Here is a 15,933-nt window from a genome sequence, read left to right as displayed (position 1 = left end):
CGAATCGTCCAGCGGCGAGCGGACGACAGGCAGCGATTCCACGGACAACGCTGCACAAAGGGGCAAAGGAAACAATCGCACGATGGGAGAAATCCGCGGCGAGAAAGTCGTGTTCCGCAGAAAGGACATCGTTCCGCTGCATGAATTGCCGTCCGCGCAGGCGCACGAGCCCATCGTCCTGCACGCGGTCGAGGCGAGCCGCACCGGCATCGCCTGCCGCATCGTCGCCGCCACCGTCGCGCTCGTGCTGTTTCTCGGCGCCGTGCTTGTCGGCCTCGTGGAAACGGGCATTTTCGACAGCGCGCTGAACGCCCGCGCCGTCGCCGCCCTCAACCAGGCGCTGGGGGAGCGCTACCGCGCCTCCGTCGATCATACCGTGCTGCGGCTTGCCGGCTTCAACGGTTTCGCGCTGAAGGCGGAGAACGTCCGGATCGTCGAGGTCGAATCGGGCAAGGAGCTGGCGGCGACCGATTCGATCGGCATCGTGCTCGATCCGCTGGGTCTTGCCGCCGGCCGCCTTGCCGTCTCGCGGCTCGACGTAGACGGCGCGATGTTCAACGCGGCGCTGCTGCCCAAGAGCAAGCCCCTCGATCTGACGGCCCTGCGCATTTCCGACGTGCCGGACTATCTCGAAACCACCTTCGAGCGGCTCGACGGCGTCAGCCATCTCATCGATGCCAACGGCATGCAGACCGTCAAGGTGGCCGATCTCGGCGCGACCTTCCAGGGGCCGGACGGCAAGGCGGTGACGCTGGCCATCGCCAGCCTGCAATTCACCCGCGACGGCGACGGCACCATGTCGATCGACGGGCATTTCTCGATGGACGGCGCCGAGGGCGAGATCGACCTGACGGCCTCGGGCGCCGAGGGTTCGGTGCGCACGCTGGACGGCTCGATCCGCAATGTGGCGCTCGGAAAGTTCCTGCTCGGCAACGACGTCAACGGCAATGTGCATGCCGGCATCGACACGACGGCGGATGTTTCGGTGAATGCCGTGCGCGAGGCCGCCGGCACGAGGCCGGTGCTCGGCCTCAACGTCGCCATGGCCGCCGGCGCGGTCTATGGCGACGGCATTGCCGCCGCGCTGCGCCCGTCCACCCTCAAGGTCGCCTACAATTTCGACAAGGGCTCGATCGAGCTCGCCTCGCAGGATGCCGGCGTCGGCCAGTCGCATTTTCCCTTCACCGGCGGCCTCATCGACCTCGACCGGATCTCCGACCGGCCGGACAAGGGCTTTGCCATCGATCTCGTCTTCAGCAACGCGGTGAGCCGCCCCGTCGATTCCACCGAGGCGCCGATCCGTTTCGATGCCAAGGTCAACGGCTACTATCTTCCGGAGACGAAGAAACTGCTGTTCGAGGAGATGGCGGTGTCCAGCGAGAAGGGCAACGTCGCCGGCTCCCTTGCCATGCGCTTCGGCGACCGGGACCCGGAAGTCAGCTTCGTGATGATCGCCAGCGAGCTGGAATCGGCCGCCGTCAAGCAGTTCTGGCCGTTCTGGATGGCCAAGACGGCGCGCAGCTGGGTGATCAAGAACATTTTCGGCGGCACCGTCACCAACGGCCGCATCGAATTCTACGTCGCCGAAGGCCGCGAACGCCTGCCGGGCGTGCCGATGCATCTCGGCCCGGAGGAGCTGAAGATCGACTTCGACATCGAGGGCGCGCGCATGAACGTCGCCGGCGAGATCCCGCCGCTGCGCGACACGTCCGGGAAGTTCCGCCTGCGCGGGCCGCGCACGGAGATCGCGATCAACGGCGGCACGGCCTATTTCCCGTCCGGCCGCTCCGTCGCGCTGACCGGCGGCACCTTCGTGCTGCCGGACAACTATACCAAGCCGCTGATGGCGGACATGGACATCGACGTCGCCGGCAATGCCGACGCCATTGCGGAGCTGGTGACCTACCGGCCGATCCGCGCCCTGCCGGCCACCGGTTTTGCGCCGGACGACTTCAGCGGCCAGGTGAAGGCCAAGGTCAAGGCGCATTTCGGCGTCATCTCCGCCCACAACCCGCCGCCGCCGCAGTGGACGGCGGCCCTCTCGCTGGACGCCGTCGACGTCGGCAAGCCGATCGCCGGGCGCACCGTGACGGGCCTGCGCGGCCTCCTTGCCATCGATCCGCAGAAGGCCGACCTCAAGGCCAGGGGCGATATCGACGGCGTGACGCTCGACCTGGAGCTCGTCGAGCCCGTCGGCAAGGCGGCCGGTTTCAAGCGCAAGACGGTGCTGTCCGGCACGCTCGACAACAGGGACCGCCGCACGCTGCTGCCGGGCCTCGAGGATGTGGTGGAAGGCCCGGTCGAGGTGCGGCTGGAGCAGGACGGCGACGGGCCGCGCACGGTGGAGGCGGATGTCGGGGCGGCCGCGGTCTCCATACCCTGGATCGGCTGGACCAAGGGCGCGGGCATCGGCGGCAAGGTGACGCTGACGGCGGACACGAAGGAGGGCGTCACCCGGATTTCCGATTTCCGCTTTGCCGGTGACGGGTTCACCGTGGCGGGCAATCTCAGCTTCCGCGGCACGCGGCTCGATGCGGCGAATTTTTCCACCGTCCGGCTCTCGGCCGACGACCGGTTCCGGCTGAAGGTGGAGCAGGGCAAATCCGGCTATACGGTCGTGGCGGATGGCGAGGCGGCCGATGTGCGCGCCGTGCTGGCACGCCTCAAGACCGCGAGCGGCGGTGGCGGCGGCGAAAAGCAGGGCCTCAACATCCGGGCCGACCTCGCGCGGGCCATCGGCTTCAATGGCGAAACGCTCTCCAATGTCAGCTTCCGCTACAGCACGGCGGGCAGCCGCATTTCCGGCATGGACCTTTCGGCGGTGACGAAGAGCGGCGCCCCCGTGGTGGCGCAGCTTGCCAGCAACGGCGGCACGGACGCCATCCAGCTCACCAGCGGCGATGCCGGCGCTGTGGCGCGCTTTGCCGATATCTACAGCCACATGCGCGGCGGCCTCCTGAATGTCCGCCTGCGCGAGACGGCGGGCAGCATCTGGCGCGGCTCCGTCGACATCCGCAATTTCTCGCTCGTCGGGGAAGAACGGCTGCGCTCGCTGGTCTCGACGCCGGCGGGCGAAAGCGGGCGCAGCCTCAACGACGCGGTGCGCCGCGAGATCGACGTGAGCGCGGTGAAGTTCTCCCGCGGCTTCGCCCAGGTGCGCACCGGCGGCGGCGCGCTGAGCCTCGAAAACGGCGTGGTGCGCGGCGAAACCGTCGGCGCCACCTTCCAGGGCACGGTGCGCGATGCCAGTGGCCGGACCGACATGACCGGCACCTTCATGCCGGCCTACGGCCTCAACCGGCTGTTCGCCGAGCTGCCGCTGATCGGCATCCTGCTCGGCAACGGCAACGACCGCGGCCTGATCGGCATCACCTTCAAGCTCTCCGGCCCCTTCGACAAGCCGAAGCTGACGATCAACCCGCTGTCGATCATCGCCCCCGGCGTCTTCCGCAACATCTTCGAGTTCCAATGAAAAAGGCCGCCCGGAGGCGGCCTTCAGGTTGTCGACAAAGTCCGCAGACCTCTCCTCCGTCATGGTCGGGCCTGATGTAAAGCCCGGAGAGATGCGTGACAGGTGTTCGCAGACATGGCTGACAGTCAAGCGTTGGATGTGAGGTCGATTTTGGCGACCTGGGTTGCGCCGAAGAAGACGCCGTAGAGACCGTCCTGGTCGAGGGGCCGGATGGCGAGGCGTTCGTTTCTGAAGGCGTCGGGCACGCGCCATGATATGCCTTTGAAGCTGATATAGCCTTTGGTCGTGCCGACACGCCGGACGATCTCGCCGCTGTCGTAGTCCGGCTCTGGCAGCGGATCGGGAAAGGGCCGCGGCGAAGGCCGGTAGCGGCTGGCCGGCACCGCCATGCCGATCCCCTGGTGTGGACGGTGATGATTGTAGATGTTGCGCCAGCGATCGAAGGCGCGTTGCGCCTGTGCCTGGCCGGCCGGCGCGGCAAAGGCGAGCACCTCGGCTTTCAGGCTGCGGTGGAAGCGTTCATTCTTGCCACGGCCCTGCGGGTGGTAGGGTCGTGCATGGATGAGGCCGATGCCGAGCTTGAGCAGCCAGACGCGCAATCGTGTCCACTGGCCCGGCACACCCGTCCCCCAGGGATTGCCATTGTCGGTATAGATCGCCATCGGCAGACCGTAGCGCCGCAGGATGGGCTCCAGCCGGTCGCGCACGGTCTGCGTCGTCTCGTCGGTGCAGGCCTCGATGGCGATGGCGATGGCGATGGCGAAACGGGAATGGTCGTCGAGGACAGTCAAGGGATGGCACCAGCGGCCACAGGCAAGCTGCGTGCGTCCCTTGAAGTCCATCTGCCAGAGCAGGTTGGGGGCCTCGCGCTCGAAGCGGCCGGGCGCCGTGCCGTCCCTTGCGCCCGGATCGATCCTCTCGTGACGCTGCAGGATCGCATGCACGGTGGAGGTCGAAGGCGGTGCGATGCCAAGGTCCTGCAGGCGCCTGGCGATCTTGCGGGCGCCCCAGGCCGGATGGTCATCACGCAGATCGAGCACCGATCGTTCCAGATCGGCCGGCGTCCGGCGCGGGCTTGTATGCGGGCGGCGGGAGCGATCCGTCATCGGTTCGCCCGCCTTCGATCGGCCCAGCCACACATAGCCCGTCTGCCGACTGATCCCGAAACGCGCGCACAGCCGCGAGACGTTCGCCCCTTCAAGCCCTGCCAGCCGGCAGAATTCCAATCGCTCGTCCACAACAGACCTCGCCCGCCAAACCATCCAAACCTCCCGGAAACAATCCGAAAAGTGTCAGGTATGTCTGCAAACACCTGTCAGGTATGTATCAGGGCCGTACATCAAGCCCGACCATCCACCGCCGAGGATACCGCGTGGCAACTGTGTTCAAGCGAAGTTGGTTTTGTCGCGCTGCATTGCATTGAGGATCGTGATGAGCTTTCGCGCGACGGCGATGATGCCGGCCTTTGCGGAGTCTGTTCTGGCTGAGACGGCCTGATGGAAGGCGCGCAGGCGCGCTGAGGCCTTGATTGCGCCGAGGGCCGCCATGTAGAGGGCCTTTCGCACCCTTGGCCTGCCGCCCTTGATGCGGCGGCGGCCGTTTCTCCTGCCGGAATCGTCATTGAAGGGGGCAAGGCCGGCAAGGCTTGCGGCTGTTTTGGGCGAAAGGCTGCCGAGTTCGGGCATATGGGCCAGCAGGGTCAAGGCTGTCACCTTGCCCACGCCGGGCGCGGAGGTAAGGCGGTGCGCCTGCTGAGCGAGATGTCCATTCTTCATCTGCTCGTCGATCGCAGCCTGGATCGAGGCGATCCTCTCGCCGAGGATGGCGATCATGGCCTCGATGTCGGCGCGGACGGCGGGATCGAAGGCATCGCAAAGATGCCGGCGCTCGGTTGCACGGGCATCGACGAGCTGATCCCGGCGGCGGGCAAGGGCCGCCAGCCGCTCGCGCACCGGGCAAGGCGGCGCCTCGGCCGTCAGGCCGAACATGGTTCCCATCTCGCAAAGCGAGCGGGCATCGATGCGGTCGGTCTTGGCCAGCCGTCCCCGCGCTTCGGCAAAGCGCCGGGCCGTCTTCGGGTTGACGCGGGCAAAGGCGATGCCGGCCTGCGAAAGACACAGGCGCAGCAGCCGGTCGCAATGACCTGTCGCCTCGAAGACGACCAGGTCGGTGGCCGGGTCGAGGCGACAGGCAAAAGCGGACAGCGCGGTCTGCTCGTTGGGGATGCGGCAGAACCTGGCCGTTTTCGGATCGAAGATGTCGATCATGTCCTTGCCGATGTCGCAGCCGATGAAGGTATGGTGTATCGTCATGGCGCCTGCTCCTGTGTGCGGGGTCTGTGGCGACAGCCCCATGCAACTGTTCAGGTTGATGGGCGAAGCGGGAAGGGACCAAGCCATGCCGCGGCCTGCCGTCAAAAACGGCGGCCTGGATCCTCTCGGCCTCCTTCCCGCAACCATCTTACATCAGACCAAACACACAGGATCCTCGGGTCAAGCCCAAGGATGACGGGGGAGAAGGCGGTGGTCAGGCCGGGCGCACCAGAATGTGCTTCTTCTTGCCCAGCGAGAGCTTGATCACGCCGTCGCCCGAAACGTCGGCGGTGCCGATGACACGGCGCTCGTCGGAAACGGCGGCATCGTTGATGCGCACCGCGCCGCCCTGCACATGGCGGCGGGCTTCACCGTTGGAGGCGGCAAGGCCGGCCTTGACGACGAGGGTGAGGAGGCCGATGCCGGCTTCGAGCTCACCGGCGGACACCTCGATCGACGGCAGGTTCTCGGCGATCGCGCCTTCCTCGAAGGTTTTTCGCGCGGTTTCGGCGGCCTGCTCGGCGGCCTCGCGGCCGTGCAGCATCGCCGTCACCTCGGTGGCGAGGATTTTCTTCACCTCGTTGATCTCGGCGCCGCCGAGCGCGGAGAGCCGGGCGATCTCGTCCATCGGCAGCGTCGTGTAGAGCTTCAGGAAGCGCGAGACGTCGGCGTCCTCCGTGTTGCGCCAGTACTGCCAGAAGTCATAGGCCGACAGCATGTCCGGGTTGAGCCAGACGGCGCCGGAGAGAGACTTGCCCATCTTGGCGCCCGAGGCGGTCGTCAGGAGCGGCGAGGTGAGCGCGTAGAGCTGCGGCGTGCCCATGCGGTGGCCGAGGTCGATGCCGTTGATGATGTTGCCCCACTGGTCCGAGCCGCCCATCTGCAGGCGCACGTCGTAGCGCTTGTTCAATTCGACGAAGTCGTAGGCCTGCAGGATCATGTAGTTGAATTCGAGGAAGGACAGCGAGTGCTCGCGGTCGAGGCGCAGCTTCACGCTGTCGAAGGAGAGCATGCGGTTGACGGAGAAATGCCGGCCGACATCGCGCAGGAATTCGAGGTAGTTGATGCCGAGCAGCCAGTCGGCATTGTTGATCATCAGCGCGTCCTTCGGGCCCTCGCCATAGGTGAGGTAGTTCGAGAAGACCTTCTTGATGCTGGCGATGTTGCTGTCGATCGTCTCCGGCGTCATCAGCTGGCGCGCCTCGTCCTTGAAGGACGGGTCGCCGACCATGCCGGTGCCGCCGCCCATCAGCGAGACCGGGCGGTGGCCGGTCTTCTGGAACCAGTGCAGCATCATGATCTGGATGAGGCCGCCGGCATGCAGGCTCGGCGCGGTCGGATCGAAGCCGATATAGGCCGTCACGGTTTCCTTTGCGAGAAGGTCGTCGAGGCCGGTTTCATCGGAGATCTGGTGGATGAAGCCGCGCTCTTTCAGCGTGCGGAGGAAATCGGATTTGAATTCGGACATGGCCTGTCTCTCTTGCCGGGATGCTCTGGGCGGGATGTTTGCGGCCGGAGATAATTTTCCGGCGGACCGCCGGGCGTTTAGCACTGTTTCACCGCATAATCACTCCTAAAGTGATTCTGGAGCGGATGGCATGACGGGACTGCGGACGGCGATCGGTCTTATGAGCGGCACGAGCCTCGACGGCATCGACGTCGCGCTGCTGCGCACGGATGGCGAGGCCGTCGTCGAGCGCGGCCCCTTCCTGGCGCGGCCCTACGACGCCGCCTTCCGCCGCCGCCTGCAAGGCGCGCTGGAGATTGCCAAGACGATCGGCGAGCGCGACGAACGGCCGGGCGATCTTGCCGAGATCGAGCGCGCGCTGACGCTGCGCCACGGCGAGGCCGTGCGCGCCTTCCTGGAGGAGAACGGGCTTGCGGCATCCGACATCGACGTCATCGGCTTTCATGGCCAGACCGTGCTGCACCGGCCGGATGCCGGCCTGACGGTGCAGCTCGGCGACGGCGGTCTGCTCGCCCGCGAGACCGGCATCGACGTGGTCTACGACATGCGGGCGAACGACATGGCGCATGGCGGGCAGGGCGCGCCGCTCATTCCCGCCTATCACGCCGCGCTTGCCGCCGGCCTTTCCGGCGCCATCGGCAAGGCGGTCGTCTTCGTCAATATCGGCGGCATTTCCAACATCACCTTCATCGGCGCGGGCGGGGCGATCGTCGCCTATGACAGCGGCCCAGGCAACACGCTGATCGACCAGTGGGTGGAGGCCCATGCCGGCATTCCCTACGACCAGGGCGGCATGATCGCCTCGGAGGGCCGCGTCGATCCCGGCCTTGCGGAGCGCTATCTCGGCCATGCCTTCTTCACCGATCCGGTGCGCCGCTCGCTCGACCGCAACGATTTCCGCCCGCCGGAGGGGCCGGACGCGAGCCTGGAGGACGGTGCGCGCACGCTGGCCCATGTCACGGCGGCGGCCATCCTGCGCTCGGCCCGCCACCTGCCGGAGCGGCCGAAACTCTATGTCGTGTGCGGCGGCGGCCGGCTCAACCGGGTGATCATGAGCGATCTTGCGGCGCTTGCCGAGACGGAGGGGGCGGAGGTGGTGACGGCCGAGGCGGTCGGCCTCGACGGCGACAGCATGGAGGCGGAGGCCTGGGCCTATCTCGCCGTCCGCTCGCTCCGCGGCCTGCCGCTCACCTTCCCGGGCACGACGGGCGTGACGGCGCCCGTGACCGGCGGCCTACTGCAGAAACACGCCCCCCGCGATTAACGGTTTTTTCGCGGGCACCGTCTAGGAATCGGTGAGATCGTTCCGGGGCGCCCTGCACGGAACGGCTTTGTGTCTTGCTTTAGGTGGCCAATGAGTGGCGCGGGCTTCCTGCTGGCGGTGAACTTTCTCATCGCGCAGTGTTTCTGCATGTTTTTCCTGGCGGTGTCCGCCAGGAGCCGCAACCGCGTCGCCGCCCGCTGGTTTGCCGGCACCTATGCCGTCGCCTCGCTCGCCACCATCTTCGAATTCCTCGTCGCCTATGTGCCGCCGGCAAAGCTCTGGGCGATCCTCGCCTTCGCCGCCATGCTGGGCGGCATGCTGATGCTGCGCGTCGGCGTCGGCCATCTCTACGGCCTTCGCACCAACCGGTGGGTCCTGGCGGGTATCTTCGTCGCCTTCGTCGCGCTCGACTATGTCATCTACGACCTGCCGCGCGGCACGCTCGCCCATGCGCTGCCCTATCAGACGCCGTTCGCGGTGGCGCTCGGGATGAGCGCCTTCGCCGTCTGGCGGGCGCGTCCGGCCAGTTTCGTCGACCGGGCGCTCATCGTCCTCCTTGCGCTGACCAGCGGGCATTTCATCGTGAAGGCCTTCGCCGCCGTGCTCGCCGGGGCGGGCAACACGGCGGAGGACTATCTCGCCAGCCAGTTCGCGCTCGTCTCGCAGAGCATGGGCGCCGTGCTGATCGTCACGGTCGGCCTGATGCTGCTCTGCGTGCTCGTGCTGGAGATCGTCGCGGAGGAGAAGGGCAATGCGGAGGTCGATCCGCTGTCCGGCCTCCTCAACCGCCGCGGCTTCGACAACCGCATCGACGCGCTGCTGGCGGGCGCCGGGCCGCATGGCCTCATCCTGTGCGACATCGATCATTTCAAGTCGGTCAACGACACGCATGGCCACCAGGGCGGCGACAGCGCCATCCGCGCCTTCGGCGAGGCGCTGCGTGTCGCGGCGCCGCCAGGCGCGCTCGCCGCGCGCATCGGCGGCGAGGAGTTCGCGCTCTTCCTGCCGAACACCGGCAGGGAGGCGACGCTGCTCTTCGCCCAGACCCTGCGCGCCACCCGTGCCGTCGCGCCCATTCCCGGCCTGCCGCCGGCCGTGCGCATCACCGCCAGCTTCGGCGTCGCCGAGGTGACGCGCGGCGAGCCGCTGCGTTTTGCCATGCGCCGGGCGGACGATGCGCTCTATGCGGCCAAGAATGCCGGGCGCGACTGCGTGCGCGAGGCGGAGCCGCCCGCGGTGGTGCTGGAGGTCGTCAAGCGCGCGAACTGAGGCGTGCGACCGGAAGGCAAAGAAAAAGCCCGGTGAACGTCACCGGGCTTCTTTCTGTTTTCCTCTCGGCCGGTCAGCGGATGCGCTTTGCGGCCGGTTCCGGCGTCAGTTCGCCGGCGAGGCGGCGGTCGAGGTAGTCCTCGCATTCGGCCATCAGGGTTTCCGTCTGGCCGTTGAAGAAGTGGTTGGCGCCCGGCACCGTGCGGTGGGTGATCAGGATGCCCTTCTGCGTCTTGAGTTTCTCGACGAGGCCATTGACGTCCTTCTCCGGCGCCACCTTGTCGGAATCGCCGTTGATGATGAGGCCCGACGACGGGCAAGGGGCGAGGAACGAGAAGTCGTAGATGTTCGGCTGCGGGGCGATCGACATGAAGCCTTCGATCTCCGGGCGGCGCATCAGGAGCTGCATGCCGATCCAGGCGCCGAAGGAATAGCCGGCAACCCAGCAGCTCTTCGAATCGGGATGCAGGCTCTGCACCCAGTCGAGCGCCGAGGCCGCATCCGACAGTTCGCCCGCGCCATGGTCGAATTCGCCCTGGCTGCGGCCGATGCCGCGGAAGTTGAAGCGCAGCGTCGTGAAGCCGCGCTTCTGGAACATGTAGAACAGCTGGTAGACGATCTGGTTGTTCATCGTGCCGCCGAACTGCGGGTGCGGGTGCAGCACGATGGCGATCGGGGCGTTCTTCTGCTTGGACGGCTGGTAGCGCCCTTCAAGGCGACCGGCGGGTCCGTTGAAGATGATTTCGGGCATTCTTACTCCGGCAAGTTCGCGTTCTGGAACGGATTCTTGTCAACTGAAGTCTTGACGAAACCAGTCAGCTTTTCTAGAACCTAGTTTAGAACCATTCGAAACTGTGTAGGCGCCCATGGGACGCCGTGCGTTTGGTGTCATAAGGCAAGCCAGACGGAAATTTCAAGGAAAATGCACGCCGCCGTGAACTTGGCCTGGCAGGCATGGGTAAAGAATGACGAAGACGGAGCGCACATATCTGGACTGGAACGCCACGGCGCCCTTGCTGCCGGCGGCGCGCGAGGCCGTTCTTGCCGCGCTCGACAGCGTCGGCAACCCGTCTTCCGTACACGGCGAGGGTCGGGCGCTGCGCATGCTGGTGGAGGCCGCGCGCCGCGACGTCGCCGCGCTGGTCGGCGCCGGGCCGGCCCATGTGATCTTCACGAGCGGCGCCACCGAGGCGGCGAACCTCGTCCTGACGCCCGACTACCGCATGGGCCGCACGCCGCTCGCCATCGGCCATCTCTATGTGTCCGAGATCGAGCACCCGGCGATGCGCGAGGGCGGGCGTTTTGCGCGCGAGGCCGTGACGACGATCCCCGTCACCCGCGCCGGCCTCGTCGATCTCGACGCGCTGGAAACGCTTCTTGCACGCCATGACAAGGCGATGGGCCTGCCGATGGTGGCGGTCATGCTCGCCAACAACGAGACGGGCATCGTGCAGCCGGTGAAGGCGGCGGCGGAGACCGTGCGCCGCCATGGCGGCCTCCTTGTCGTCGATGCGGTGCAGGCCATCGGCCGCGTGCCGGTCGATATTGCGGCGCTCGATGCCGATTTCCTGATCGTCTCCTCGCACAAGCTGGGCGGCCCGAAGGGCGCCGGCGCGCTGATCTCGCGCGGCGAGGTGCTGATGCCCGTGCCGCTGATCCGCGGCGGCGGGCAGGAGAAGGGGCATCGCTCCGGCACGGAAAACCCGGCGGCGCTTGCCGGCTTTGCCGCGGCCGCGCGGCTTGCCGCCGCCGACCTTGCGGAGCGCAACGGACGGATCGCCGCCCTGCGCGCCACGCTGGAGGCCGGCATGCGGGCGGCGACCAATGACGTCATTATCCACGGCGCGGATGTCGAGCGTGTCGCCAACACCTCGTTCTTCAGCCTGCCGGGCCTGAAATCGGAGACGGGGCAGATCGCCTTCGACCTGGAGGGCATTGCGCTTTCGGCAGGGTCGGCCTGCTCTTCCGGCAAGGTCGGGCAGAGCCATGTGCTGGCGGCCATGGGCTTCGATGCCGCGCTCGGCGGGCTGCGGGTCTCGCTCGGGCCGGGCTCGACGGCGGAGGATGTGGAACGCTTCCTCGCCGTCTTCTCGCGCGTCGTTTCGCGGCGGCGCATGACGGGAAACGCGGCGTGAGGTGAATCTTGCGGGAACGCAAGTTTTCGCTTGCCAAAGGGTGGGAAAAACCGCCTTTGGCGCTTACATAACCGGCGGGAGGCCCGCCACACGTTGACAAACTGCCGGACCTTGGATCCGGCAAGATTGGAGAACGACATGCCTGCGGTGCAGGAAACGATCGATCAGGTCCGTCAGATAGACGTCGACCAGTACAAGTACGGCTTCGAGACGAAGATCGAGATGGACAAGGCGCCGAAGGGCCTGTCCGAGGATATCATCCGCTTCATCTCGGCCAAGAAGAACGAGCCCGACTGGATGCTCGAATGGCGCCTGGAGGCCTATCGCCGCTGGCTGACGCTCGAGGAGCCGACCTGGGCGCGTGTCGACTATCCGAAGATCGACTTCAACGACCTTCACTACTACGCCGCGCCGAAGAACCAGACCGGCCCGAAGTCCATCGACGACGTCGATCCCGAGCTTCTGAAGATGTACGAGAAGCTCGGCATTCCGCTGCGCGAGCAGGAGATCCTCGCCGGCGTGCAGACCTCGAAGATCGCCGTCGACGCCGTGTTCGATTCGGTCTCGGTCGTCACGACCTTCAAGGAAGAGCTGAAGAAGGCCGGCGTGATCTTCATGTCGATCTCCGAAGCCATCCGCGAGCATCCCGATCTCGTGAAGAAGTATCTCGGCTCCGTCGTCCCGACGACCGACAATTTCTACGCGACGCTGAACTCCGCGGTCTTCACCGACGGCTCCTTCGTCTTCGTGCCGAAGGGCGTTCGCTGCCCGATGGAACTGTCCACCTACTTCCGCATCAACGAGAAGAACACCGGCCAGTTCGAGCGCACGCTGATCATCGCGGAGGAGGGCGCGTACGTGTCCTACCTCGAAGGCTGCACCGCGCCGCAGCGCGACGAGAACCAGCTCCATGCGGCCGTCGTCGAGCTGGTCGCGCTCGATGATGCCGAGATCAAGTATTCCACCGTCCAGAACTGGTATCCGGGCGACAAGGAAGGCAAGGGCGGCATCTACAACTTCGTGACGAAGCGCGGCGATTGCCGGGGCAAGAACTCCAAGATCTCGTGGACGCAGGTCGAGACCGGCTCCGCCATCACCTGGAAGTATCCGTCCTGCATCCTGCGCGGCGACGGTTCGCGCGGCGAGTTCTACTCGATCGCCGTCTCGAACGGCCATCAGCAGATCGACAGCGGCACGAAGATGATCCATCTCGGCAAGAACACGTCGAGCCGCATCGTCTCCAAGGGCATTTCCGCGGGTTTCTCCAACAACACCTATCGCGGCCAGGTCTCGGCCCACCGCAAGGCGGAGAACGCGCGCAACTTCACCCAGTGCGACTCGCTCTTGATCGGCGACAAGTGCGGCGCGCATACCGTACCCTATATCGAGGCGAAGAACGCGACCGCCCATTTCGAGCACGAGGCGACCACCTCGAAGATCTCCGAGGACCAGCTGTTCTACTGCCTGCAGCGCGGCATCCCGACCGAAGCGGCGATCGCGCTGATCGTCAACGGCTTCGTCAAGGAAGTCATCCAGGAACTGCCGATGGAATTCGCCGTCGAGGCGCAGAAGCTGATCGGCATCTCGCTGGAAGGCTCGGTCGGCTGATCGGGTGAAGGAATGTCCCGGCGGGTTCCGCCGGGGGGCCGGACAGGCCTCACGATGAAGTTCCCGCGTGATCCGTTATAATAGCGGATGCGGCTCTCATCTGGAGGCGACGACATGGATCCGGTCAATCTGACGTACTACGCCGTGGTTTGCGGTGGACTTGCAGCCTATTCGCCGACGCTTACGAACAGGATCGTGCGATTGGCGATGGGGTTCGGGGTGGGTGCCCTTTCGGCGACGCTCCTTCCGGTGGTCCACTTCTTCCTCGGCTTCTGAAACGAAGACGGGAGCGCGGGACGCGCTCCGAAGCCAGGATCGAAAACCATGCTTGAAATCAAGAATCTGCACGCCCGCATCGCCGAAGACGGCACCGAGATCATCCGCGGCCTGAACCTTTCCGTGAAGGCCGGCGAAGTCGCCGCCATCATGGGCCCGAACGGCTCGGGCAAGTCGACGCTCTCCTACATCCTCTCCGGCCGCGAGGACTATGAAGTCACCGAAGGCGACATCCTCTACGACGGCGAGAGCATCCTGGAGCTCGACCCGGCCGAGCGCGCCGCCAAGGGCATCTTCCTCGCCTTCCAGTACCCGGTCGAGATCCCGGGCGTCGCCACCATGCAGTTCCTGAAAGTGGCGATGAACGAGCAGCGCAAGGCGCGCGGCGAGGCGGAACTGACGACGCCGGACTTCATGCGCCGCGTCAAGGAAGCCGCCGCCGAACTGAAGATCGCGCCGGAAATGCTGCGCCGTCCGCTGAACGTCGGCTTCTCCGGCGGCGAGAAGAAGCGCGCCGAAATCCTGCAGATGTCGCTCCTGGAGCCGAAGCTGTGCATCCTCGACGAGACCGATTCCGGCCTCGACATCGACGCGCTGAAGATCGTCGCCGACGGCGTCAACGCCCTGCGCTCGCCCGACCGCGCCGTCGTCGTCATCACGCACTACCAGCGCCTGCTCGACTACATCGTGCCGGACACGGTGCACGTTCTCTACAAGGGCCAGGTCATCAAGTCCGGCGACAAGACGCTGGCGCATGAACTGGAAGCAAACGGCTACGCCGACATCATCGGTGCTGCGGCCTGACGGCACCCGTGAAGGAGTGATCTCATGAACATGCAGACAGGCATGAAGCTCTCCGTCGCCGAGACGGCGCTCTGCGAAGCCTACGACCATGCGCTCGGCGAACTGCCGGGCGACGGCGCGGTGCTTGCCGCCCGCGATGTCCTCATCAGCGACTTCAAGGAAGCCGGCCTTCCGACGCGCCGCGTCGAGGCCTGGCACTATACGGACCTCAGGGCGCTGCTGCGCGCCGTGCCGGCCTTCGATCCGGCGGCCTCCGCCGCCAGGATCGGTCCGCTGGTCGAGGGCTCCACGGTGCTTTCCGTCGTCAACGGAGTGGCGGATGCACGGGGCGCGGTCGAGGGCGTGACGCTGCGCACCTTCGCCGGTGCGCTGGCCGACGGCACGGCCGCGGACGGCCTTGTCGCCCGCGACGGCGACGACACGATCGGCCGCATCAACGGCGCCTTCGTGCGCGACGGTTTCGTGCTGGATTTCCCCGCCGGCACCGAACTTGAAGCGCCAGTCGAGATCCAGACGATCCAGAATGCCGGCCAGGTCCATACGCGATTCCCGGCGACCTTCGGCGCGAACGTCAAGGCGACCGTCATCGAGCGCCATGTGGCGGCCGGCGACAATGCCGCCTTCGTCACGACGATCAGCGACATCTCGCTTGCCGACGGCGCGGAGGTCACCTGGGTCATCTTCCAGGGCCAGGGGGCGGCCGATACCCATCTCGGCCAGATCCGCATCACGCTCGGCACCGACGCCAAGCTGCGCCTCTACGTGATCAATGCCGGCGGCAAGCTCGTGCGGCAGGAAATCCACGCCGTGGTGGCGGGCGAGGGCTCCGATCTCATCCTGCGCGGCATCAACCTGCTCGGCGGCGAGACGCATACCGACGTGACCTTCACGGTCGGCCACGACGTGCCGAACACGACCTCCACCGAGGTGATCCGCAACGTGATCTTCGATCGCGCCCGCGGCGTCTTCCAGGGGCAGATCCGCGTTGCGCCGGACGCCCAGAAGACAGACGCCAAGATGTCGTGCAACACGCTGCTGCTCTCCGACGAAGCCGATTTCTCGGCCAAGCCGGAGCTGGAGATCTTCGCCGACGACGTGCAGTGCGGCCACGGCGCGACCGTGATCGACATCGACCACACGCAGCTCTTCTACCTGATGGCCCGCGGCATCCCGGAAAACAAGGCGCGCGCCATGCTGGTCAACGCCTTCGTCGCCGAGATCGTCGAGGAGCTGGAAGACGAGCCGCTGGTCGAGGCGCTGGAAGGCGTCATCGCCGACTGGCTCGACAAGCACGCCTAACAGGAGCAATCCCAGCAAAAGTGTAC

At 66.2% G+C, this 15,933-nt stretch carries 11 protein-coding genes and 1 pseudogene; 8 read left to right on the top strand and 4 right to left on the bottom strand.

What is annotated here, in order from left to right; all coding sequences use genetic code 11:
• Window positions 1–109 precede the first annotated feature (109 nt).
• A complete protein-coding gene (locus tag AABQ55_RS14300) occupies window positions 110–3,472 on the top strand; it encodes a YhdP family protein (protein WP_272805469.1) in 3,363 nt (1,120 codons plus the stop codon).
• An 81-nt stretch (window positions 3,473–3,553) separates the two neighbouring features.
• On the opposite strand, the pseudogene AABQ55_RS14295 reads toward AABQ55_RS14300, so the two are convergent.
• The 3 genes and pseudogenes from AABQ55_RS14295 to tyrS all read right to left on the bottom strand — a co-directional run.
• Window positions 3,554–4,734: pseudogene (locus tag AABQ55_RS14295) on the bottom strand (IS481 family transposase); the annotation flags it as partial.
• Window positions 4,735–4,857: 123 nt separating this feature from the next.
• Complete coding sequence (locus AABQ55_RS14290) at window positions 4,858–5,784, bottom strand: IS110 family transposase (RefSeq protein WP_272805468.1); 927 nt, start codon at window positions 5,782–5,784, stop codon at window positions 4,858–4,860.
• A 214-nt stretch (window positions 5,785–5,998) separates the two neighbouring features.
• On the bottom strand, window positions 5,999–7,252 hold the full coding sequence (gene tyrS / locus AABQ55_RS14285; protein ID WP_272805467.1) for a tyrosine--tRNA ligase: 1,254 nt from the start codon (window positions 7,250–7,252) through the stop codon (window positions 5,999–6,001).
• Between the two features lie 130 nt (window positions 7,253–7,382).
• On the opposite strand from tyrS, the gene AABQ55_RS14280 reads away from it, so the two are divergent.
• Window positions 7,383–8,516 carry an anhydro-N-acetylmuramic acid kinase gene (locus AABQ55_RS14280; protein ID WP_272805466.1) on the top strand — a complete coding sequence of 378 codons (1,134 nt, stop codon included), beginning with the start codon at window positions 7,383–7,385 and terminating at the stop codon, window positions 8,514–8,516.
• A 147-nt stretch (window positions 8,517–8,663) separates the two neighbouring features.
• The gene (locus tag AABQ55_RS14275) at window positions 8,664–9,785 is read left to right on the top strand and encodes a GGDEF domain-containing protein (protein ID WP_244765466.1); all 1,122 of its coding nucleotides are present in this window, start codon (window positions 8,664–8,666) and stop codon (window positions 9,783–9,785) included.
• 73 nt (window positions 9,786–9,858) lie between these two features.
• Here the strand turns inward: AABQ55_RS14275 and AABQ55_RS14270 are convergent, their stop codons facing one another.
• The gene (locus tag AABQ55_RS14270) at window positions 9,859–10,536 is read right to left on the bottom strand and encodes an alpha/beta hydrolase (RefSeq protein WP_023516508.1); all 678 of its coding nucleotides are present in this window, start codon (window positions 10,534–10,536) and stop codon (window positions 9,859–9,861) included.
• 214 nt (window positions 10,537–10,750) lie between these two features.
• On the opposite strand from AABQ55_RS14270, the gene AABQ55_RS14265 reads away from it, so the two are divergent.
• The 5 genes from AABQ55_RS14265 to sufD all read left to right on the top strand — a co-directional run bounded on the left by AABQ55_RS14265 (window position 10,751) and on the right by sufD (window position 15,907).
• Window positions 10,751–11,920, top strand: coding sequence for a cysteine desulfurase family protein (locus AABQ55_RS14265; protein ID WP_272805464.1), 1,170 nt, complete (start codon window positions 10,751–10,753; stop codon window positions 11,918–11,920).
• A gap of 138 nt (window positions 11,921–12,058) precedes the next feature.
• A complete protein-coding gene (gene sufB, locus AABQ55_RS14260) occupies window positions 12,059–13,528 on the top strand; it encodes a Fe-S cluster assembly protein SufB (RefSeq protein WP_272805463.1) in 1,470 nt (489 codons plus the stop codon).
• A gap of 114 nt (window positions 13,529–13,642) precedes the next feature.
• On the top strand, window positions 13,643–13,804 hold the full coding sequence (locus AABQ55_RS14255) for a hypothetical protein (protein ID WP_244765469.1): 162 nt from the start codon (window positions 13,643–13,645) through the stop codon (window positions 13,802–13,804).
• Between the two features lie 48 nt (window positions 13,805–13,852).
• Window positions 13,853–14,608, top strand: coding sequence for a Fe-S cluster assembly ATPase SufC (gene sufC / locus AABQ55_RS14250; protein ID WP_244765470.1), 756 nt, complete (start codon window positions 13,853–13,855; stop codon window positions 14,606–14,608).
• Between the two features lie 24 nt (window positions 14,609–14,632).
• Window positions 14,633–15,907, top strand: a complete 1,275-nt coding sequence (gene sufD / locus AABQ55_RS14245) for a Fe-S cluster assembly protein SufD (RefSeq protein ID WP_272805462.1) — start codon at window positions 14,633–14,635, stop codon at window positions 15,905–15,907.
• Window positions 15,908–15,933 lie beyond the last annotated feature (26 nt).

The organism is Shinella sp. WSD5-1 (genome assembly GCF_963942435.1).
Classification (GTDB): domain Bacteria; phylum Pseudomonadota; class Alphaproteobacteria; order Rhizobiales; family Rhizobiaceae; genus Shinella; species Shinella yambaruensis.
Note: the sequence above shows the minus strand (reverse complement) of the source record. Positions and strands in the feature narration are given on the sequence as shown.